The organism is Anoxybacillus sp. PDR2, from assembly GCF_009834045.1.
GTDB classification, from domain to species: domain Bacteria; phylum Bacillota; class Bacilli; order Bacillales; family Anoxybacillaceae; genus Anoxybacteroides; species Anoxybacteroides rupiense.
Genome location: NZ_CP047158.1, coordinates 2,045,222 through 2,066,227, shown reverse-complemented (window position 1 = coordinate 2,066,227; position 21,006 = coordinate 2,045,222). Strand labels below are relative to the sequence as shown.

The following is a 21,006-nucleotide window of genomic DNA, read 5'->3' as shown; positions in this document are numbered from 1 at the left end:
GCCGTTCTTATTCGAAGGAAGAGGAAGAGAAGCCAATGTTTAACCAGATCGTTCTCTGTTTTTGTAAAATAATGGATCATTCACACTTATGAAATGAAAATATCTCTTCACAAATATCATGAAACCCATTAAAATGACAAGCAGCAGAAGAATGAATAAAAAAGAGGATGAGAGAAATGGAGCGTTCATTTTATCGATATTTGCTGAGATTTCGCGATGGAAAAAAAGATGACCCATTTGTTCGCTTGGCGAATGGGGTTTATCATGATCACGGTTTTCCAAAAGCTTCAGCTGATTACGATGAAATCAGCCGTTATTTAGAAATGAATGGGGATTATGTAGAAAGCATGACGGTGTTTGATGAAGTATGGGAGCGTTTTTTGCAAGAAGCGTAAGCGCGTTCAAGCAAGAACGCTCTTTTTTCATTCGATCGCTTACGAAATTGGATTTCTGCATATTCCTTGGATAATGAGTGTCCGCTTGTTTCTATCTGCATATAATTTACTATAGCACTTGATCGAAGGGAGGGAAACTTGATGAAGACGCCAAAATTTGCGCTTGGCGATATTGTTGTCAATACGTTGTATGGAACGGTAGGGATGGTGACTGACATTCAGCATGTTGATGATATGTTTTTGTATGAAGTAAATCATAGTCAAAGCTTATTTATGGAACAATCGCTTGTATTGCTATCAGAATTTTCCGGTGATGTGCTCATTGCGGAAGAAATTGAAATTGAACTTCCTTTCTTTCTTGGTGAGCTTGTGCATGTCCACAATTATGATCACGATTTATTTAAAATTATTGGTGTACGGACGGAGATCTATCGTTATCAAGAAGAAAGCTGGGAGGAAATTGTATATGAGCTAAAGCGCTTAGAGGACGGTTTAGAAATCGAGGCGAATATTGAGGATGTCATTTCCATCGCGTCTTCAGAAGAAACATCGGTAACGGTTTTACAAGATATCACACTCCTTGGGTATCTTGGTGAGCATCAATTGCTTTCTTCGTATTTACCGCTTCCAGAACGCCCGACAGAGGATGGATCAATCGATCAACTGTTAGATGCTTATAACGATTATCAACGGCTATATGAATGGTTTGGCGACGAACAGTATAAGAGCATGATGGAAATGACAGTCACTCGTTTACAAAAGCTTGTCCAAAAGAAAGATTTACCATCATAAAAATTGGATAAGTATATAGAAAAAATAAGGGATACCTAAGCAAACAATCGCTAAAAATAGGCTGTTTGTGACGGTTTCCATGACATGATCAATGATTTCGTCCATTTTATTCAAAGCAACCCCTCCCTTGTTTTGCTATTTCTAATGTATGAGCGACTCTTTTTTTGCATACATACGGATGAAAAAATCTTTTGACATAAATCGGAGTTTTGCCACATACAACAATACAAAGGGGGCGATAGGATGAAAGAAATCGAGGTCGTCATTGATACGGAAGAAATTGCGGAATTTTTTTTTAAAGAACTGATTCGCCGCGGTTTTGTTCCATCGCGGATGGAGCTTGAGGAGATGGCGGATATTACGTTTGACTACTTAATTGAGAAATGCATTATTGATGAAGAAATGGATGATGATGAATAAGAAAAGAAAAAACGACGAGATGACCTCGTCGTTTTTAGTTTGTTAACTTTGTGGCAGCAAGTAGCTTTTTGAGATTTTGCTTATAATGACTGGTGATTTCTGGCGCTTTGACGAATGGAAGTTGTTTGATTTCTTGTAGGATTGCGAGATCGTGAAACCAATCGCGGCGATCAGAAAAACGATGCGTCACATCAGCCCACGCTTCTTGTAAGTGCGGGCTGTAGATATGAGCGGCTTTTGTATGGTTGATCGCCGAAAAAATATGCGGCCAAAAATCAGCGCGCGATCCTGTATGCTTGGTTTGGCTAACAAAACGGCCCACGCCTCTTAAAATACGCTTTCGGTAAAACAGCATGCCATAAAGAGCTTTTCCTATCTGAATGCGGTGATATACATCAGCGAAGTCACGAGCCGTGATCCCAGCAAGATGGATTCGCTCGTTATGCACATAAGGAATCAATAAATCATTCAATCCGAGCCATTGCTGAATGAGAAATGGAAAAGAATCAAGAACGTGCCGTTGATAGAACGGATGGTCAACGACCCGCTGTTGAATATATTGCTGCTCGTTAATAATGAGTGCTACGGTCAATAGTGGAGAATCCTTTGTTTGATAAAAATACTCCCAAAACGGGCGCATAAATGAAGAAACAGAGAAGGCGGGAAGCAGATGAAACAGCGCTTTGTTATGTTGCCTGCTTGCTTCATATAGCAAAAGCTGAGGATAAGCATCGTGGAAGATTAAGGCATTGGCTCGTTCTAAAAATAAAAAAAGCGGCTGAATTTGCTCATGGCCAATAATCGATGGGATTAACCCGCCTTTGAGATCAGTCATATTCCAGCCTCCATTACGCGAAACGAGATGTGCTACAAGCGCCCAATGAATCTCGGGAAAGCGTGTGAAAAAAGAAAGATACGCTTGTGTACGTGTAACGTTATTGCGGTTATGATGTTTTGTTTGTTGGCGAATCCAGGAGATAAGACGCTTTTCTTCGTCCGTGAACGGCTGGCTTTTTTCTGGCTTCTCCCACTGTCGGCATAAGTATTCACATATAGAAGATGAGGCAATCGGAATGGACTCCCGATATAAAAGATGTCGATATAGTGATTGGAATGGGTGAGAAATCTTGGCGATCCAATTGTGAAAACTGTCCATTGCAAGTATCTCCTTAAAACTTTTTGAAACTTCCTTTGCCTTTTGACGTATATATAAGGGACTATGGATCAAAGGGAGCGATGGCAGTGTTAAGAAAAATCATGAAGTCGATTCTGAAAGAAAACCTTTCGCGCCGCCACCATAAGCCACATTATTCGAGCAGCGATCATTATTCAAAATATCGTAAGCATATTCATCCATCTCATTACGGTCATGGGCATTATAAAAAGAAGCATCGCAGCGGAAGCTTTTTTTCCAGCTTCTTTAGCAGCTAACCATGAATCTTTCTTATTTTTTCACGAACATTCAGCGAATATTCGAACGGCGCTATAAAAAAGGAGCTGTTTTGTATGGCCGCTACGAAATCATACAGGAGCTAGGGATGGGAAGCTATGGCATCACGTATTTGGCGAACGATTTGCACACAAATAAACAAGTCGTGATCAAGCAAATGCGAAAGCGGAAGCGGAAAACAAGAGAAGATTCTTTTAGAAGAGAGGCCGCTATTTTAAGGCAACTCAATCACTCGCAAATTCCTGCTTTATACGACACGTTTACTGTGCGTCATACTCCCCATCTCGTAATGGAGTATATGGAGGGGGACACGGTAGAATCGCTTATCTTCGCAAAGGGAAAAGTATTTACGGAAGAAGAAGCCTTTCAATTATTAAAACAAGTATTAACGATTGTTGAGTATATTCATGCAAAAGGAATTGTTCATCGTGATTTGCGAATCCCGAATATCTTGCTGCGCGATGAGGATGTTTGCATTATCGACTTTGGTCTGGCGCGCTTTTTATCCGAACAGGATCCTCATATAGAAACATATATTCTGGAAAAAAAGCTACGCCGGCAGATTGATGTGAAAAGCGACATTTATGCATTGGGACACTTTTTATTGTTTTTGCTCTATTCTTCCTATGAGCCGACGACGAAAGAGGAAAGAAGCTGGGAAGAAGAATTGGAAATATCGAATTTCGCTCGCACCATTTTGCGAAGGATGCTGCAAATTACGGAGCCTTATGACGAGATCGCGTCATTAAAGGAGGATATTGATTGCATGCTCAAACGGAAGGAGAGGAACAAGCATGTCATTGTTTCATAAAATGTTGGCAAGCATCGGAATAGGAGCGGCTAAAGTAGATGCCAAGCTGATATCTGAAAGGCTTATGATCGGCGACGATGTTCAGGGAGTGGTCGATATCATAGGAGGCAGCAGCGCGCAAGAAATTGATCATATTTATATTTCTCTCTATACTACGTATACAGTGGAGATTGATGATCGAAAAAGCACGCGCCATGCGTTGATTGGCAAATGGCGCATCACTGACAAGTTTACGATCGGAGCTCATGAGAGGCGGCAAATCCCTTTTCGTTTTACTCTCCCGATTGAGACACCGATTTCTGTTGGAAGGACAAAGGTATGGATTCATACAGGATTGGATATCAAGCAAGCGCTTGACCCAACAGATGAAGATTATATTCGCGTTGAACCGTCTCCGGTCATGACCGCTGTATTAGCGGCTGTGGAACAGCTTGGATTTCGATTGCGTGAGGCGGAATGTAAAAAAGCGCGAGGTGCGAACGGTCTTCCTTTTGTTCAAGAATTTGAGTATGTTCCGAAAGCCGGATCATTCCGTAGTAAATTGGATGAGATTAAACTTGTATTTTCGCCGATTTCGAAAGATGAAGTCGAAATATACATGCAGATTGATCGTCGGGCGCGTGGATTGGGCAGCTTGCTGGCAGAAGCGATGGATTTAGATGAATCGCATGTTCGGTTTCGCGTCACCACTGCTGAAATTGCCCAGCTTCCTCAAAAGCTTTCCCGTTTGCTACAATCGTATTGCTAAAAATGGAGCGACAAGCAGACGATGAACAAACGCTTTCATACTGTGCCACTTGCCTCGTTGATGAACGTCTTGATTCGATTCGCATCTTTGCTCAGCCGCGTTTCTTATCTGAAAAGCGTCAAGACAGTTGAAGATGGAACATTCGAAATGAGTGGATGTCGGAGAGATAGGGAAAGTCAAAATGAATTTTGTCTGAAATCTGAAAGATTGGGCTACAAGCCCGATCTTTTTTTAGTTCGACAAAACAACTGTTATTTTGCTAAAGGAATCGACAGTCAACATGACTAATAAATTGATAAAAGAAAAGAAAGGGAGATGTTATATGGTTCGGCTTTTAGTGAAAAAAATGTTGAAATCACGGCAAATCTACGATGCGACACTGCTGCAGACGCCAAGATACGGACAGGTGAAGGGATATGAGCCTGTTTATCGTTTAACGGTCAATGCTACTACGCATGATGAAGCACTGGCGATGATTTATCGCATGTTTAACGTAGCGGATTTGCTTCCAAAAGACTATAAGGCGCGGTATGTTAGTACAGGAGATGTTGTCCTCATTGATGAAGGAACGTACGGAAAAACGTATTACAAGCTTTGCGCAGAAGGATGGAAAAAAATCAATCGTGTCCACATTCGATAATGATTAATTTTTGAAAATTCTAAAAAATTATTTTGTTTGTTGAGAAAGTATGCTACAATGAAAAAAATCGAATAGTTTCGTGGACACAAGGGAATGGATAAAAATAAAAAAGGAGGCGAGGATTTGAAACGGCAACAAGAGCCACCGACTGTGGCGCCGGGAATAGACGATGATGAAGAATTGAGACAAAAAGCTTCAAAAGAGGAAATTGCGCGCGGAGACTATACGAAGGTTGTGACGCTCGCGCTGGATGAAGTAGATTCATCGTCGTAAAAACAAACCCTTGTGTTCAGCAAGGGTTTGTTTCGTTTTACCGTTAAATTTTGTAAGACGTATTAGCTGTCAGGATTGTCGTGATGGCCGGGACCGTTTTTTCGTCCGGTTGCTGAATACTCCTTAGCATGTGCTGCGTTTTCTGACTGTAGCGCCTCTTTTGGAATATGATTATTCTTCTTCTGTCCGTTTATTCGGTTTCGATGTTTTTTCCCCATTGTTTCGCCTCCTTTGTGTTGTTTGCCTATTAGTATGTGCTGCTTCTATTAGGATTATCGTTGGAGATTTTTTGCAGGGTTTTGACTTTAAATGCTAAATAAAGGAAGGAGATTGAAGAATGATGACGGCATTAATCGCTTCTGCTTTTCTTTCGGTAATATTGACAATGGTTTTATTGTCTATAAAAGCAGTCATAGAGAGAAAGTTTAACCGGCGCAGAAAAATTTCGAGTTTGCATGTTGCCAATGTGCTGTTGCTTGGCATAATCATTGCTGGCTTGTATTATATATTAAGCGAAGCGAATAGTCGGCCCTCGTTTCCGTCATTCTTTTATGTATATTTTGGAGCCATTCAACTGCTGTTGCCAATCTATGCCCTTGTTTGCATCGGATTTTCAAAATACGAAAGAAAAAGGAAAAAATATATAATAAGTCCTGATAAAAAGGTATTGTATATTAAAGAGGAGTATTTAGCTCGGGGGCGGCATGATAACTATCAATCGAAGACTTCCTAGCTTTTTGGCTATCGTTGCTTTTTCTTCTATATGAATGTGGTCAGTAGAGAAAATAGGGAGGACACTCCCTACCTTTTTTGTGCTTCTGATCTTTTCCTACGAAATCTTCTTCTAACTGTACCTACTAATAAAATTTTTTAATCATGAATTAAATAAAAAGATGTTCATAATATAAAAAAAAGGGCCGCTCGTTGCACGGATTGGGACAGATGTAACTGGAAATGTTTATATTTGTATCAATATGGATTTATAGTTGGGCTTTTATGGCATCAATAGCATAGACAGGTCCATAGAATGGTCTCTTGCCGTCGATTTTTCAAAGATGATTCATTCCGTCTTCCGTGTGTGGAACGATCCATCATTCTTACCATTGTGCATATTCAGTAAAGAGTGTACAATGGTTGAGTAAAACGATATTTTTGAAGGAGGACATGGAATGAGTATCCATATCGAAGCGAAAGAACATGAAATTGCTGAGAAAGTTTTGCTGCCAGGAGATCCGCTTCGAGCACAATATATCGCAGAAACATTTTTAGAAGGAGCAACGTGCTACAACCGCGTACGCGGCATGTTTGGTTTTACAGGTACATATAAAGGACACCGAATTTCTGTTCAAGGAACGGGAATGGGGGTACCGTCTATTTCGATTTATATAAATGAACTGATGCAAAGCTATAACGTCCAAACGCTGATTCGTGTAGGCACATGCGGAGCGATTCAAAAAGATGTAAAGGTGCGCGACGTGATTTTGGCCATGAGCGCATCAACTGATTCACAAATGAACCGTGCCACGTTTGGGGCTGTGGACTATGCGCCAACAGCGAACTTTGATTTGCTGCGAACAGCATATGATATTGGCGGTGAAAAGGGCCTGCAGCTAAAAGTAGGGAACGTATTCACAGCCGATATGTTCTATAACGAAAATGCAGAGTTTGAAAAATGGGCGCGTTACGGAGTGTTGGCGGTTGAGATGGAAACAGCTGCACTTTATACATTAGCCGCTAAATTTGGCCGTAAAGCCCTTTCGATTCTAACGGTGAGCGACCATATTTTAACTGGCGAAGAAACAACAGCGCAAGAGCGTCAAACAACGTTTAATGATATGATCGAAGTCGCTTTAGAAGCGGTGATCCGTTCTTAATCCGTACAATTCGAAGTGAGCCAAGAATGCTCAAAAGCAAGGTGAAAAACATGCAAAAAGTAATCATCACAGCCATAGCGGCAGCGTGTCTGCTCGGTGGTTGCGCAACGCAAAAAGAACATATGCAGCATCAGTCGCAAGAACAAACGGAGCCGACAGATCAGCATCCGGAAAAAGTGAATACAAAGGAACAAGGCAATGAGACGAAAGCGCCAGTGACCGAGCAAGAAACAAAGCCGCCAACAGATCCGGATCTAGTGCTTGAATCGCAATATTGGAATGTAGTTGAAGTAAAAAGCGGCATGAAGGTCATTATGAACCCTGCTAATATATTGGCGATGGTGAACAAGGAACAGAGTTTGCCATCTACCTATAAACCAAGTGACTTAGTCATTCCAAATGTACCGTTTTCTTTTTCTGAAACGAATGTCGAAAAGCGGCATATGCGCAAAGAAGCGGCAAACGCTCTCGAACAATTATTTACAGCTGCCCGTCAAGCGGGTATCCAGCTTGTAGCCGTATCGGGATATCGATCTTATGATCGGCAAAAGGTTTTATTTGATGAAGAAGTGCGAAAGAACGGAAAAGCGAAAGCGGTTCAAGCTGTGGCGATCCCAGGACAAAGCGAACATCAAACAGGGCTGGCTATAGACATTTCAAGCCCGAGCGTCCGCAATGGCTTGACGGAAGCTTTTGGCCAAACGAAAGAAGGGAAATGGGTAGCAGCCCATGCTCATGAATACGGATTTATTGTTCGCTATCCAAAGGGCAAGGAAGCGATTACCGGATATGAGTATGAGCCATGGCATTTGCGCTATGTCGGAACAAAAGCCGCTAAAGTCATTTTTGAAAAAGGAATTACGCTAGAAGAATATTTCCGGATTGTAAAAAAAGTATAGCGTTTTCTTATGCTTTCATCATGCAAAACAAAAGCAGCGGATCTACCATGGATCCGCTGCTTGCTCATTTAGGGAGTTCTGGAACTCACGAGAATCGCTAGGAATGAATCACATTTAGCAGATGGCGATCTTCTCCATGCGTTTGAACGCTAAAACGGAAGCGAAGTTGCGTTTTTATCCTTCTAACCGTACAGGCAACTAAACTGAAGCGCAGATGTTTTCGACTCATTAGTGAATAGGGAAATCTGCGGAGCAGATGGAGAAGATTCATGAGCAAGGATACTGTACGGTTTTTTAGGAAGGAAAAAGAGAAAGCCTACCAGAATAATCCGACTAATGCGATTCCTGCAATTGCACCGAGTGCAATTCCATAGCCAAATCCCCAACCCCAGCCCCAACCCCAGCCTGGATATCCGTATCCAAATCCGCCTAAATTTCGTTGGTTATTAGGGCTGATATAGACACGATTGGGCGTGACGCGAGTAATTCGGCCAACATGAACATTGCCGGATCGATCATGAATTCGCACCACTTGACCGCGATAACGGCAGCAGACATCGTACCATTGTTGTGACATGTATAGTCCTCCTTTTTATTGATATATTTATAGGGTATGTGTCGAAAAAAAAGAGGTTTGTACCAATGTCTACTTTTGGCACGAAAATATGCAATAACCAAGCTGAGTTCCATATCGTTTTTTCATATATTCATGTGTGTTTAAGATCGCCATTGTCTCAGCAGATAAACGAGTCTCCAGTGTAAAGATCGTTTGGTCGGCAGGATATTGGGTGGCGGAATAGGCAGCCATTTGAATTGCACGAAATCCGTATTGGCGTAAAAGAAGATGCCACTCTTTTTTTGTAAGAAGCTGTCGAAATTGATAAAACGAACAAATTTCCTTTTTGTCGCTTTCGGACAACTGCGCATGAGCCGCTTCAATACCAATGAGCTTCCCATGTGGTTTTAACGCTCGATAGATTTCTTGTAACGCTTTTGGCAGTTTGACGAAAGAAAGAACAGATTCGCATAATACAATATCAAATTGCTCAGGTTGAAATGGTAAAGATTCAACGGAAGCTTGATATAGATGAACCGGCTGCGGAAGGGAAGAAAAGCGGCTTTTGGCTTTTTCAAGCATTTTAGGATGAATATCAATAGCGGTTACGTGAGCGCCGTATGTTTCGGAAATGTAAGCAGCCGTTTGTCCGGTTCCGCATCCGACATCGAGAATTCGGGTTGTTGGTTGTATATTAAGTTTACGTAATATTTCTTTGGTTAACAAAGGCCCGCCGGGATGTGCACTATCGATTCCTAACTCTGCTAAAACATCAAGATATGTTTTCAATTTTTCGTCCTCCAATGATTCTTTTTTATAATTTATGCGCAATGAGTGAATTTTGCCTTTATGCAATAAAGTTCCCTCAATAGGAAAAAGTTTGTCTTACTCTATAGTCCTTCTGTACGCCAATTTTGTTGTTGTAGACCCACATGGTGTTATGCTGATAAACTATTACATGCAAATAGAAAAAGAAAGGTGAAATGCATGAAAGCAGAAGTTGGGGCTTGGGTGAGTATAGGGAGCTATCTGATCTTAGCGGCAGCGAAGCTTGCTATTGGTTATATTGCTCATTCGGATGGAGTGACGGCCGATGGATGGAACAATTTTACGGATATTGTTGCTTCTGTTGCCGTTTTAGCGGGAATAAAAATTGCGCAGAAACCGAGAGATCACAATCATCCATATGGACATTCGCGGGCAGAAAACATTTCATCGCTGATTGCCGCCTTTATTATGATGTCTATTGGAATCGATGTTGCTCTGAAGGGGGCTTTGTCGCTTTTTCATCAAGAACAAAATGAACCGCCGCAATGGCTGGCTGCATGGGTAGGAATCGTTTCAACTTTGGTGATGATGCTAGTGTATCGATTTAATTATCGTCTTTCTCAGCGTGTCAATAGCCCAGCATTGGCGGCAGCAGCAAAGGATCATTTATCGGATGCGCTCGTCAGCATCGGGACGGTCGTTGGGATTATTGGTGCGCAGTTTCATCTTTTTTGGCTTGATCCATTAGCGGCCTTTATGATTGGGATCATGATTTGTAAAACGGCTTGGCACATTTTTGCTGAAACCTCGCATTTGTTGACGGACGGATTTGATGAACAGATTTTAGCTGTGTATGAGCAAGAAATTGCTGAGATTGAAGGGGTTAAGCATGTTTCAGATGTGAAAGCGCGAATGGTGGGCAATCAAATCATTTTGGATGTGACCATTCATGTTGATGCAGCGCTGACAGTGGCGAAAAGCCATGAAATCGCTGATGAAGTGGAACGGATGATGCGGAACAAGCATCAAATTGAAATGACTCATGTTCATATTGAGCCAGCCTTCAACCTTAATCGTTCATAAATGATTAAGGTTTTTTTCATACTATAGAATAAATGCCGTAATGAAGAAAGGATTGTATCGATGCGACACGATGGAATAGCAGAGAAATGCTGGATTCATTTTACCGAGAGAACAAAACACGAGTTGAAATTGCTGGCGGAACAATTGAAGCTTCATCCACTCGCAACGCAATCTCTTTTGAGCGAGAGCCATTTACCGAAAATTGACGTATATGATGATAGTCTTTTTATTTCGCTGGCTTGGATCCAGGAGGAATGGCGTGTAAGCCGCTTACAGCTTATTATCACCAAGCAATATGTGATTAGCTATACAAAGAATGATGAGCCAATGATTGAGCAAGTAGAGAAAAAGCTGCTTCATCATCCCGAAGAAGCGGTTGATCCGTGCTTTGTTTTTTATCGGATGTTAGATGTAGCTACGTTTCATTTTTTACATGTGATTGATGAAATAGCCAATAAAATTCAAGCGCTTGAAAAACAAGTATTTAAAACCCCTTTTGAAAATGAGATTGGCCATAGCGTATATCGCTGGAAAGTAAAAATTCACGAGCTCCGCCAAACGATTGAAGCTCAAGAAGAAATGATGAAAACGTTAAACCATCCAGAAATTCCGCATATAAACGAAAAAATCCGTCCTTACCTTCAGGATGTGTCAAGCCGATTCTCAAGGAGTACAGCCGCACTTGATGCGTTTAAGGAAACGTTATCAGATATTTTTAATTTACAGCTTTCATTGAAATCAGACCATATGAATACGATTATGAAGACGTTAACATTAGTTAGTGTGATTTTTATGCCAATGACCTTTGTTGCTGGTGTGTATGGGATGAATTTTAAATGGATGCCAGAGTTAACATGGACATATGGGTACATTTATGCATTGGGATTAATGGGCGGATTAGGAATAGCGATTGCATTTTATTTTAAGAAAAAAGGCTGGTGGGGAAAAAAGAAGGACGGCTCTATATAAGCAAAAGGACCATTAGTGTAAAAAGAAAAGGAAGGACGGGTGCTGCATCGATAGATGATATAACTGGATAGTTGTATGAATATGGAGCTATGCTGGTTCCATGACGAAGGCAAATCTGCCGATGACCGTGGTGATTTTGATCCAATAACAGTCTCCGCCCTAAGAGAAGAAGAGAGAGAAATTTTCTGTAAAAGATCTTTTGCTTGGAAAGCTATGTAAAACGATTTATAATAGTAGCATTATGATAGCTGTTTGGTCTGGAAGCTGTCAGGCAAGACAAAGGGGGTATTGTTTTTTGAAGGGAGGTCAGATTTGCCTGCTCTTCGGTGGTTCTTAGTAGATACTTTGAAACAGACAGAGAGTGGATAGCTGATTCTGAGCCTACGAAAGCGGAAGCATAAAAAGGGGATAAGCAAAATGAAGCAACACAATGAAAAAGTAGGTATCCTGTATACGGCTGCAGCCTATTTGATGTGGGGAGTTTTACCTCTTTATTGGAAATTGCTCGATGAGCGTCAAGCGAGTGAAATTTTAGCGCATCGCATTGTTTGGTCATTCGTTTTTATGATTGCGTTGTTGACGTTAACAAAACAAATGCGTTCATGCTGGAAGCAATTTTTTGAGATGGTAAAGCAGCCAAAACAAGCATGGGGGATCATTGCGTCTTCATGCTTAATTAGCGGCAACTGGTTTATCTACATATGGGCGGTGAATCACGGACATATTGTGGAAGCAAGTCTTGGCTACTATATCAATCCGCTCATTAGCGTTGTTTTAGGCATGATTGTGCTGAAAGAGCGTTTAAACACATGGCAGTGGCTCTCTTTTTTACTCGCGTCTATCGGTGTTGGTCTCATTACTCTTCAATATGGAAAGTTTCCTTGGGTTGCGTTATCGCTTGCGTTGTCGTTTGGATTTTATGGATTGGCGAAAAAGTTGACATCGTTTGATTCTGCCATCGGTTTGACGATTGAAACGATGATGGTGACACCGTTGTCCTTTATTTATCTCATTTTTTTATATGCCCAGTCTCAAGATTTGCCTTCCTTTTCATGGTGGCAAACGCTTTTGTTAATCGGTGCAGGTCCAGTTACAGCGTTGCCGCTGTTGTATTTTGCGAAAGGTGCCAAACGCATTTCATTGACAATGCTCGGTTTTCTTCAATATATCTCGCCAACGTTAAGCTTATTATTTGGGGTTTTTCTGTTTCACGAAGCATTCACTAAGACGCATGTCTATGCATTTAGTTGTATTTGGTGTGCCCTGCTTATTTTTTCGTTTGCAAATGTGAAGCAGCTGCAACTGCCAAAGCGAAATTCAATGAAAATATAAACGAAATAAAAAATAGTCTTCGCCATGCGAGGACTATTTTTTTATTTATGAAAGCTCATAATACTCAGATCCAATCGATTCACTGATGATCCTCGATACATATGATGAATGAACAGTATATGTAAAAAATGACGGACGGTCGCCTAACCGTCAAAGGCGGATCATCCCCCACTCACATAGAAAGTGATATCGATCAGCGTTGCATGTAAGGATGAACGAGCGTTACGGGTTCATGGAATGATATACAAATACCCATTTTTATAAAAAAGTCTAACCATTTTCACCTAAAGTGAATAGTCTACTAGTACAAAAGCGAAGGAGGTGCTCAAAGATGGGTGCAGCTTATGGCGGCGGTTTTGCGTTAATCGTTGTATTGTTTATTCTGTTGATTATTGTAGGTGCAGCATTTGTTGGTGGCTGGGTGTACTAATTCACCCTGCCATCATAACATGGCAATAAAAGGAGGGGTGTAGCATGTCATTTGGATACGGATGGGGCTATGGCGGCTTCGGTGGTTGCGGCGGCTATGGTGGCTACGGCGGCTTCGGTGGCTACGGATATGGACGTGGCTTTGTGCTTATCGTCGTCTTGTTTATCCTGTTAATTATCGTTGGTGCAGCTTGGTGCTAACGAAAGCCAGTTAAAAATAAAAAATAAAAAAAGATAAAACGGAAGAAGCCGACTAAGCTTCTTCCGTTGCTTTTTTATGATGATTGTATTTTTTTTGGATCAGTACGAGCCGGCATGAAAGAAAGATTGCGCCAGCAGCCAATCCAGTAATTAATCCGATCCAGTATCCGAACGCTCGGGCAGCGGTAAAATTGGCGAGAATATATCCGACTGGCAATCCGATAGCCCAGTATGATAAGAAAGCAGCAATAAACGTGGCATTTACATCCTTATATCCCCGTAGTGCTCCTTGGATAGGGGCAGCTACTGCATCAGAAAACTGGAAAAAGATTGCATAAAGTAAAAATTGTTTGGTTAACAGCAGCACTTCTTGTTCACTTGTATATAAAGCGGCCACTTCGCCGCGGAAGAAATAAAGCAGCAAAGAAGTAATGACAGCAATGGCGACCGCCATTCCAACACCAAGTGCGCTATATTGCTTAGCATCGCGCTGCCGCTTTGCCCCGACTTCAAAACCCACGGCAATGGTTAAAGCCATAGAAACGCTTAGGGGAATCATATAAAGGAGCGATGCAAAATTGATGGCACTTTGGTGCGCAGCAATGGTCATTGTACCGAATTCGCTCATTAGTAAAGTTACAGCGGAAAAGATACTGGTTTCAAAAAAAATCGAAAATCCGATGGGAATTCCTATTTTCAGTAGTTCCTTCCATGCCAAAAGGGATAGCCGATATAATCTCTGAAAAATGTGATATCGCGAAAAGCGTTTTAATTTGTAAACCATAAAAAAAGAAAGAAAACAGCAAAACCAATATGTAATGGCTGTAGCGTATCCCGCTCCGACACCACCTAATTTTGGAAAACCTAAGCGTCCGTAGATCAGCAAATAGTTAAACACAATATTAACGGGCAAAGCGGATAACGTAATCAACATGGTGATTTTCGTTTGACCGAGCGCGTCCATAAAGCAGCGAAGAACATAATAAATGAACAGCGGCACAATTCCCCAAGCAAGAGCGAATAAATAGCGGGAAGCAATGGCTTGCACGCTGCTTTCTAGTTTCATGCTTGTCAAGAGTCTCTCCACTCCTAGTGCGCCGATCAAAAGTACGAAGACAGCGATGGTAGCAGCTAAATAAACCGCTTGAATGACATAATAGGGAATTTGCTCATGCCGTTGGGCGCCAAGATGTTGAGAGATAATGGGGGTTAGGGCTAATAGGATTCCACTAATTCCAGTAAAGACAGGGACCCAAATATTTGAACCGATGGCTACTCCAGCTAAATCTTGGGCGCTGGCATGCCCCGACATGGTCACATCAGCAAAATTCATGGCATAAAGGCCGATTTGAGTGACGAAAACTGGAAAGAGAAGATGAAAAAATTGAATCATTTTTTGCTTGAGAGTAAAAGTTTGTTCCATAAAAGTCCCTCCCTCTTAGTGACGAAGCGGTATCAATCGCACAAGGGCCTTTACTTGATGGGCTGCTTCGTTAGTGTGATGGTTGCAATATCAATGCTTCAATGAAATTGCTGGAAATAGACCTTGCAGATTAAAGGATTTTTGAGAAAGTCAACGGGCGAACAACATCGCTTTCCGACAGATTCGCGAATCTATGGAGTAGCGGTTGTTTCATTGGCCGATAAAAAGCGGCCGAAAAATCATGAAAAATAAACAAAATAAGAAACTATCCCCCATGTTAAGAGGCAGCTTCCCGTTGATTGATCGGCAATTCAATGATAAAGCATGTTCCGTCTTCGTCGCTTTGCACTTTCATTGTGCCTTTATGCAATTCCACAATTTTTCTTGAGAGAGAAAGACCAAGTCCTGTTCCCGCTTCTTTTGTTGAGAAAAATGGATCAAAAATATGCTCAATAATCGTCGGCGGAATTCCTGGACCGTTATCTTGAAAATAAATTTGCACAATATTATTGTGCAGCTTGCTCGAAATAGCAATGCATAATGTTCTTTCTGTCTTTGCTTCAATCGCGTTGCGAAATAAATTGAGAAATACCTGCAGCAATTGATTTTTATCGGCTTCGACATCGTACATACCCAATCGTTCATCTAAATCAAAATGAACCTTAATATTGTGAAGCAGCGCTTCGCTTTGCAGGAGAATGCCTAAATCTTCAGTGATAAACTGATTAATGTTGATGTGATTTGTTTTTACTTCCGCTGGTTTAGCGATATTTAGAAAGTCGGTGATAATGCCGTTTGCCCGATCCAGTTCGGGAATCAGCAGCTTATCAATCAGCGCAATAATTTTATCTGGAAGATCGTTTTTAAAAAATTGCAAATATCCCCGTACAGTCGTAAGCGGGTTGCGAATCTCATGAGCAATTCCAGCTGCAATGCGTCCTGCTACGGCCAGTTTTTCTGTTTCCTTCATCAAGTTAAGCGACTGAAACATGCTGATAACCCGTTTAATCGATCCATCGGCGTTATGAATCAAACGCGTATTTATAATGCCGTAATAGCGGTCAAGCACTTCCTGATTATAAATAGGTTCATTTTTTTCGATGGATTTAAGCGTCACAATGAGTTCATCAGGCAATTGCAGCAATTCGCGTATATGTTTGCCGATGACTGAGTCGCGGTTCACTCCTGTATCGTTGGCCGCCTGTAAATTACAAAGTGTGATCATACCGTTACCGTCCACAAAAACGATATGATGCGGAACAAGATCAAGGATCGGCGACAAAAACGCCTCAATTTGCTCAAATGGCAAGTCATTGCTTAAATCAACATCCAACTGCAGATGAGCGCCATTTTCATGTTGAACAGGGAGGAAGCCGATGATGGGCTCTTTTTGACCCCGTTTTTTTTCCATCGTCATCCCTAATGTATAGTCAGTAAATTCAAAAGGAAACGTTAATTCTTTGATAAAATTTTTATAGAATTGCAATTCTTTTTCTAATTGAGCAATCCGTTTATTTAATTGTTGATGAGATGTATTTAGCATAATTAGCCACTACTCCTTAATGAAAACAGCCTTCGTTAAGTAGTGTACAGAAAATTTTTTGTTTTCGCCAGAGGAAATCATAAATTTTGTAACAATTTTGTAATATAATATTTAGTTGTACGACAAAAAGATCTGGCCCAATGAATGATGGTGATCATGTATGGGTCGATAACCCATTTTGCAGCTGCTGGATAAAGGAAATTAACTCATCGTTAGTCGGAAAGACAGCCTGCGCTTGTCGGTCATTGCCGCCTCCTTTGCCATTTGTGGCTTCAAGCTGTTGTTTTAGCACATTTCCAGCATGAAAAGAATGGCTAGGGGATTTGACAATAATCAAACGAGATTCGGCTTTTGTTGCTAAGATGGCCGTTTTTTGATAATGAGTAACCACTTCGCTGGCAATGATTTGCAAGTCTTTGCTTGGAAGATCCTCATAGATGCGAAAAACAATGGAAGAATCATTCGCTTCTTGAACGATTCCTTCTGCTTCTATGCGGGCCATCATTTGTTTCATGTGCTGCAGCTGCTTTTGGTATTCCTTATTTTCTGCTTCTAGCTTGTATAGAACATTGGCAAGCATCTCTCGATGAGCGCCGAAATGCTGGCTTAATGATGTTAAGAGGCGATGGGATGTTTGATAATCGTCAAGCGCTCGCCTTCCACATTTAAAGAATAGGCGCGTCATCCCGCGATGCTTTTCCGTTTTAAGCAGTTTAATGATGCCAATTTCTCCTGTTCTTGAGACATGGGTGCCGCAGCAAGCGGAAATGTCAATTCCTTGAATTTCTACGACCCGAATATCTCCGTCCAGCTCTGGCAGCTTGCGGAATGGCAGCTTTTTTGCTTCTTCCTGTGATACGTAATAGGTTTTAATAGGGATGTTGTTATAAATCAACATATTGGCCTGATCTTCAATAGCGAGTAGTTGCTGCTCTGATAAAGCAGGGGTATCTAAATCAATCGATACGATATCACGGCCAAGATGAAAGCTTTTGGTATGCGCATCTAGTAGCTCTATGCAGACGGCCGAAAGTAGATGCTGGCCGCTATGCTGTTGCGTGTGATCCCACCGGCGCTGTGCATCTATTTCACAGTGAACAGATGATGAGGCCGGGAGCGACGATAAGCGATGATATACTTCACCGTTTTCCTCAAACACATCCATGACAGGAATCGCTTCAATGGTTCCACAATCAGAAGGCTGTCCGCCTCCTTCAGGATAAAAAGCTGTTTCTGCTAGAGTCACAATGTATGTATCTCCGTCCTTTTGGCTGCTTGTAATCGTTGTTTTCCAGCTTGTTATAGAAGGGGAAGTATAATAGAGCTTGATTGTCATATAGATCACCCTTTCTCTCTTATTTCTTTCTCATCTTAACCATATAAGATGGGAGTTTCAACAAAGATATTTCCAATTCTAACATATTCATCGAGAAGTTTCCTGCCTTTAACCTAAAAATCAATTCAAAAAAGAGCAGCGGATAGAAAAAAGCCCGTTGCTAAACACGACTTAAAGATTGAGAGAACAGAATCCGTAAAAAATCACGGTCAGAAGGCAGCTCCTCAAGCTTGCCTTTTCGTTACATATCGGCTGACAAAGGTAGGAACCCGTTGTTTTCAGGCCTATTCTTAGTTCTATGAAGCAGCGTTGTTCGCTTCCGACTGTCAACGGTGAAAAAAAGTGTAAATTCCAGATCGATGCAAGTGCTAGCAAGATAAGTTCTAAAGGCGGCTGGGCCTTTTATATGGTTCGCTTCAACTCTTATCCATAACAATCTTTCTATTCTACCATATCACAAACAATAATACAGAAGTTTATTTAATTTAATTAAACTATGTTCTAAATAATCAATATAAATTTATGAAAAAAGGATCATTAAGAAGTAGTTTGCTAGTTGAGAAAATTATGATAAAATGTCAATGGAAAAGAAAGGGAGATATGGACATGTGGAGAAACAGAAATGTATGGATCATTTTGTCAGGAGAATTCATAGCAGGGCTTGGGCTATGGGTCGGCATTATCGGAAATTTAGAGTTTTTACAGAGGCACGTTTCTTCTGATTTTTTCAAATCGCTTATTTTATTTATAGGGCTGTTAGCCGGTGTTTTAGTCAGCCCGATGGCCGGGAAAGTGTGTGACCGTTTTCCTAAAAAAACCGTTTTATTATATTCAGGGTTATTGCGGATGATTAGCGTTATTTTTATGATGCTCGCCCTTCATTTTTCTTCCATTGGCTGGATGATTATGTTTACCATTGTCATTCAAATCGCCGCCGCTTTTTATTTTCCAGCGCTTCAATCAACCATACCGCTCGTGGTGGAGGAGAGACAGCTTCTATCTATGAATGGCGTTCATATGAATGTATCGACCATTTCTCGTATTCTCGGTACAGCTTTAGGCGGCCTGCTGTTAGCGGTCGTTAGTCTTTATTTTTTATATATTGCCAGTTTTATCGCATATGGCTTGCTTCTTGTAGCGACCTGCTTTTTACAAGTGAGCGAAGAAAAAAGCCTCACTGGCCGTCAGCAAGGCAAAAAGGCCAATTTTAGCGAGATGATCCCTATATTAAAGCAATATCCGCTCGTCAAAATTTCCTTATTGCTGACGATTATCCCGACCTTATTCCTAGGAGGATTTAATTTAACGGTCATTAATATAAGTGAATTGCAAAATGATAGCACGATCAAAGGCTTGCTATATACAGTAGAAGGAATTTCGTTCATGGTAGGGACGTTCGTTTTAAAACGGATTGCCGCAAAGTATGATATGCAAAAAATGCTATACGCCTTCTCTTTATTGATTGCTTTTGCGCATGTGTCCTTATATTTTGCCGATATCAAAATAACATCGCTTCTTTCTTTTGCTTTGTTTGGATTTAGTGTCGGCTGCTTTTTTCCAACAGTCGCTACCATTTTTCAAAAAACGATTCCGAAAGAATATCATGGCCGTTTTTTCTCATTAAAAAATATGCTGGATCGTATCATGTTTCAAATTGTTCTTCTTGGAACAGGATTTTTGCTTGATATGATCGGATTGAAAAATATGATGGTTGTATTCGGTGCGGTTTCTTTCATATTAGTCATTTATTTTTTTGCAAAAGAATCGCGACAATCGGTCACTGTTCAAGGCCACGATTCATCTCTGTAAAGCTTGTTCTTTTTAGATCTAGAGGCGAGTTTTGCTGACAAATGGCTATGTTGGAATAGCCATCTCTTATTAATAAAGAAAGATGTCCCAAAACCAAATGTTTTGGGACGTTTTTTTATGAAGCGGTTTGGTGCTTCTCTTTTTGCTTATACACAAATAAATAGTAGCAAGAGAGGGCCAAAACAGACAGGATCACTCCAGATATATAAGGAAGGGTGATGGTAATTGTAAATAACCATCCTGCCACTGGAGGACCGATAATGCGTCCTAACGAGTCGAAAGAGGAGAGAAATCCTGTTGCGCTCCCTTGACCTCCGTTTGTCTGTTTCGTAATAAGGGAGGAAAGACAAGGGCGAATCATGCCATTTCCGACACCAAAAATGGATAAATATAGAGCGGCTGTCCAAAAGTCATGAATCAGTAAAATCAGGGCAAAGCCAGCTGCCGAAATCACAATGCCTGCTTGAATGACTCTTCCCTCTCCAAAGGCGCGAATCAGCTTGCCGATGAGTCCTCCTTGAATAAGAGCGCTGGCAAGTCCCATGATCATAAAAATATATCCAAGCTCCGTCGAGTGAAGATGGGCCCGTTTTGCTGCGAAGTAAGCAAAAGTGGCTTCAAGACCTGATAATGAAAAAGAAATAAACCATTGTAGAATATATAAGAGTAGGATCGGACGGTTAAGATCTTGCCAAATGGAAGCCGATGGGGCCGCTCGATTTGCTTGTGCTTGCTCCTTCGTAAGCGATTCTTTTAAAAACAAAAACACGAATAATGAAGTAAGCAAAGACAGGGTTCCAGCTATGAAAAACGGCGTATGTAAGCTTATTTTTGAAAAAATTCCCCCGATGGCTGGTCCAAAAATAAATCCAAGTCCAATGGCTGCACCGATCATTCCCATTCCTTTCCCTCTCTCCTCAGGGGAAGTAATATCAGCCACATAAGCCATTGCAGTTGGCATCGTAGCGGAAGAAAGAATCCCGCCGACGATGCGGGCTATAAACAGCAGGGAAAGAGTTTTCGCCACAGCGAATAAAAAAAAGGAAAGAGATAAACCTATAATTCCTACAAGTAAAATCGGTTTGCGGCCATATTGGTCCGAAATGCGTCCCCAGATGGGAGCGAACAGAAATTGCATCAAAGAATAGATAGACATAAGCAGTCCAAGTTCCGTTGGGGTGGCACCAATGCTTTCGGCAAAAAACGGAAGAACCGGGATGATAATGCCAAACCCGCACATGACTAAAAACATAAC

The 21,006-nt window shown here is 41.2% G+C and carries 25 protein-coding genes; 17 read left to right on the top strand and 8 right to left on the bottom strand.

Features of this window, described 5'->3' with window-relative positions:
- Positions 1-176 precede the first annotated feature (176 nt).
- The 3 genes from GRQ40_RS09890 (at position 177) to GRQ40_RS09880 (ending at position 1,607) form a co-directional block, all read left to right on the top strand.
- Positions 177-395, top strand: coding sequence for a YozE family protein (locus tag GRQ40_RS09890; RefSeq protein ID WP_044746010.1), 219 nt, complete (start codon positions 177-179; stop codon positions 393-395).
- Between the two features lie 141 nt (positions 396-536).
- On the top strand, positions 537-1,187 hold the full coding sequence (locus GRQ40_RS09885; protein ID WP_044746009.1) for a hypothetical protein: 651 nt from the start codon (positions 537-539) through the stop codon (positions 1,185-1,187).
- Between the two features lie 243 nt (positions 1,188-1,430).
- Entirely contained in the window at positions 1,431-1,607 is a 177-nt protein-coding gene (locus GRQ40_RS09880) for a YozD family protein (RefSeq protein ID WP_080861053.1), read from the top strand.
- Positions 1,608-1,641: 34 nt separating this feature from the next.
- On the opposite strand, the gene GRQ40_RS09875 is transcribed toward GRQ40_RS09880, so the two are convergent.
- The gene (locus tag GRQ40_RS09875; protein WP_066149066.1) at positions 1,642-2,763 is read right to left on the bottom strand and encodes a DUF2515 family protein; all 1,122 of its coding nucleotides are present in this window, start codon (positions 2,761-2,763) and stop codon (positions 1,642-1,644) included.
- An 80-nt stretch (positions 2,764-2,843) separates the two neighbouring features.
- Here GRQ40_RS09875 and GRQ40_RS09870 point away from each other — a divergent pair, with 80 nt between their 5' ends.
- The 5 genes from GRQ40_RS09870 (at position 2,844) to GRQ40_RS09850 (ending at position 5,529) form a co-directional block, all read left to right on the top strand.
- On the top strand, positions 2,844-3,038 hold the full coding sequence (locus GRQ40_RS09870) for a hypothetical protein (RefSeq protein ID WP_221212083.1): 195 nt from the start codon (positions 2,844-2,846) through the stop codon (positions 3,036-3,038).
- A gap of 2 nt (positions 3,039-3,040) precedes the next feature.
- On the top strand, positions 3,041-3,868 hold the full coding sequence (locus GRQ40_RS09865) for a serine/threonine protein kinase (protein ID WP_044746006.1): 828 nt from the start codon (positions 3,041-3,043) through the stop codon (positions 3,866-3,868).
- Positions 3,852-4,616, top strand: a complete 765-nt coding sequence (locus GRQ40_RS09860; protein ID WP_159719885.1) for a sporulation protein — start codon at positions 3,852-3,854, stop codon at positions 4,614-4,616. Before GRQ40_RS09865 ends, GRQ40_RS09860 begins: the two co-directional genes overlap by 17 nt.
- A 322-nt stretch (positions 4,617-4,938) precedes the next feature.
- Positions 4,939-5,256: a YodL domain-containing protein gene (locus tag GRQ40_RS09855; RefSeq protein ID WP_066149063.1), complete on the top strand. Its 318-nt coding sequence runs from the start codon at positions 4,939-4,941 to the stop codon at positions 5,254-5,256.
- Positions 5,257-5,349: 93 nt separating this feature from the next.
- Positions 5,350-5,529, top strand: coding sequence for a hypothetical protein (locus GRQ40_RS09850; protein ID WP_044746003.1), 180 nt, complete (start codon positions 5,350-5,352; stop codon positions 5,527-5,529).
- Positions 5,530-5,591: 62 nt separating this feature from the next.
- Here GRQ40_RS09850 and GRQ40_RS18315 read toward each other — a convergent pair whose 3' ends face one another.
- The gene (locus GRQ40_RS18315; RefSeq protein WP_172798633.1) at positions 5,592-5,747 is read right to left on the bottom strand and encodes a hypothetical protein; all 156 of its coding nucleotides are present in this window, start codon (positions 5,745-5,747) and stop codon (positions 5,592-5,594) included.
- A 119-nt stretch (positions 5,748-5,866) separates the two neighbouring features.
- On the opposite strand from GRQ40_RS18315, the gene GRQ40_RS09845 reads away from it, so the two are divergent.
- From GRQ40_RS09845 to GRQ40_RS09835, 3 genes are all read left to right on the top strand, one after another.
- Entirely contained in the window at positions 5,867-6,262 is a 396-nt protein-coding gene (locus tag GRQ40_RS09845) for a hypothetical protein (protein ID WP_080861063.1), read from the top strand.
- Positions 6,263-6,698: 436 nt separating this feature from the next.
- A complete protein-coding gene (gene deoD, locus GRQ40_RS09840; RefSeq protein WP_066149061.1) occupies positions 6,699-7,403 on the top strand; it encodes a purine-nucleoside phosphorylase in 705 nt (234 codons plus the stop codon).
- 50 nt (positions 7,404-7,453) lie between these two features.
- A complete protein-coding gene (locus tag GRQ40_RS09835) occupies positions 7,454-8,302 on the top strand; it encodes a M15 family metallopeptidase (RefSeq protein ID WP_236546217.1) in 849 nt (282 codons plus the stop codon).
- A gap of 316 nt (positions 8,303-8,618) precedes the next feature.
- On the opposite strand, the gene GRQ40_RS09830 is transcribed toward GRQ40_RS09835, so the two are convergent.
- Both GRQ40_RS09830 and GRQ40_RS09825 read right to left on the bottom strand, forming a co-directional pair.
- Positions 8,619-8,879: a hypothetical protein gene (locus GRQ40_RS09830; protein WP_066149060.1), complete on the bottom strand. Its 261-nt coding sequence runs from the start codon at positions 8,877-8,879 to the stop codon at positions 8,619-8,621.
- A gap of 69 nt (positions 8,880-8,948) precedes the next feature.
- Entirely contained in the window at positions 8,949-9,647 is a 699-nt protein-coding gene (locus GRQ40_RS09825) for a class I SAM-dependent methyltransferase (protein WP_066149126.1), read from the bottom strand.
- Positions 9,648-9,845: 198 nt separating this feature from the next.
- On the opposite strand from GRQ40_RS09825, the gene GRQ40_RS09820 reads away from it, so the two are divergent.
- The 5 genes from GRQ40_RS09820 (at position 9,846) to GRQ40_RS18755 (ending at position 13,640) form a co-directional block, all read left to right on the top strand.
- Positions 9,846-10,709: a cation diffusion facilitator family transporter gene (locus GRQ40_RS09820; protein ID WP_159719884.1), complete on the top strand. Its 864-nt coding sequence runs from the start codon at positions 9,846-9,848 to the stop codon at positions 10,707-10,709.
- A gap of 60 nt (positions 10,710-10,769) precedes the next feature.
- Entirely contained in the window at positions 10,770-11,678 is a 909-nt protein-coding gene (gene corA, locus GRQ40_RS09815) for a magnesium/cobalt transporter CorA (RefSeq protein ID WP_044746000.1), read from the top strand.
- A gap of 417 nt (positions 11,679-12,095) precedes the next feature.
- On the top strand, positions 12,096-13,010 hold the full coding sequence (gene rarD / locus GRQ40_RS09810; protein ID WP_066149057.1) for an EamA family transporter RarD: 915 nt from the start codon (positions 12,096-12,098) through the stop codon (positions 13,008-13,010).
- A 331-nt stretch (positions 13,011-13,341) separates the two neighbouring features.
- Entirely contained in the window at positions 13,342-13,440 is a 99-nt protein-coding gene (locus GRQ40_RS09805; RefSeq protein ID WP_080861071.1) for a YjcZ family sporulation protein, read from the top strand.
- Between the two features lie 44 nt (positions 13,441-13,484).
- The gene (locus GRQ40_RS18755; RefSeq protein WP_082741685.1) at positions 13,485-13,640 is read left to right on the top strand and encodes a YjcZ family sporulation protein; all 156 of its coding nucleotides are present in this window, start codon (positions 13,485-13,487) and stop codon (positions 13,638-13,640) included.
- Between the two features lie 52 nt (positions 13,641-13,692).
- Here the strand turns inward: GRQ40_RS18755 and GRQ40_RS09795 are convergent, their stop codons facing one another.
- From GRQ40_RS09795 to GRQ40_RS09785, 3 genes are all read right to left on the bottom strand, one after another.
- On the bottom strand, positions 13,693-15,063 hold the full coding sequence (locus GRQ40_RS09795) for an MATE family efflux transporter (RefSeq protein WP_066149056.1): 1,371 nt from the start codon (positions 15,061-15,063) through the stop codon (positions 13,693-13,695).
- Positions 15,064-15,340: 277 nt separating this feature from the next.
- On the bottom strand, positions 15,341-16,606 hold the full coding sequence (locus tag GRQ40_RS09790; RefSeq protein ID WP_159719883.1) for a two-component system sensor histidine kinase NtrB: 1,266 nt from the start codon (positions 16,604-16,606) through the stop codon (positions 15,341-15,343).
- 154 nt (positions 16,607-16,760) lie between these two features.
- Positions 16,761-17,942: an alanyl-tRNA editing protein gene (locus GRQ40_RS09785; RefSeq protein ID WP_159719882.1), complete on the bottom strand. Its 1,182-nt coding sequence runs from the start codon at positions 17,940-17,942 to the stop codon at positions 16,761-16,763.
- 606 nt (positions 17,943-18,548) lie between these two features.
- Here GRQ40_RS09785 and GRQ40_RS09780 point away from each other — a divergent pair.
- A complete protein-coding gene (locus tag GRQ40_RS09780; protein ID WP_066149053.1) occupies positions 18,549-19,751 on the top strand; it encodes an MFS transporter in 1,203 nt (400 codons plus the stop codon).
- 115 nt (positions 19,752-19,866) lie between these two features.
- Here the strand turns inward: GRQ40_RS09780 and GRQ40_RS09775 are convergent, their stop codons facing one another.
- Positions 19,867-21,003, bottom strand: coding sequence for an MFS transporter (locus GRQ40_RS09775; RefSeq protein WP_066149124.1), 1,137 nt, complete (start codon positions 21,001-21,003; stop codon positions 19,867-19,869).
- Positions 21,004-21,006: the final 3 nt, after the last annotated feature.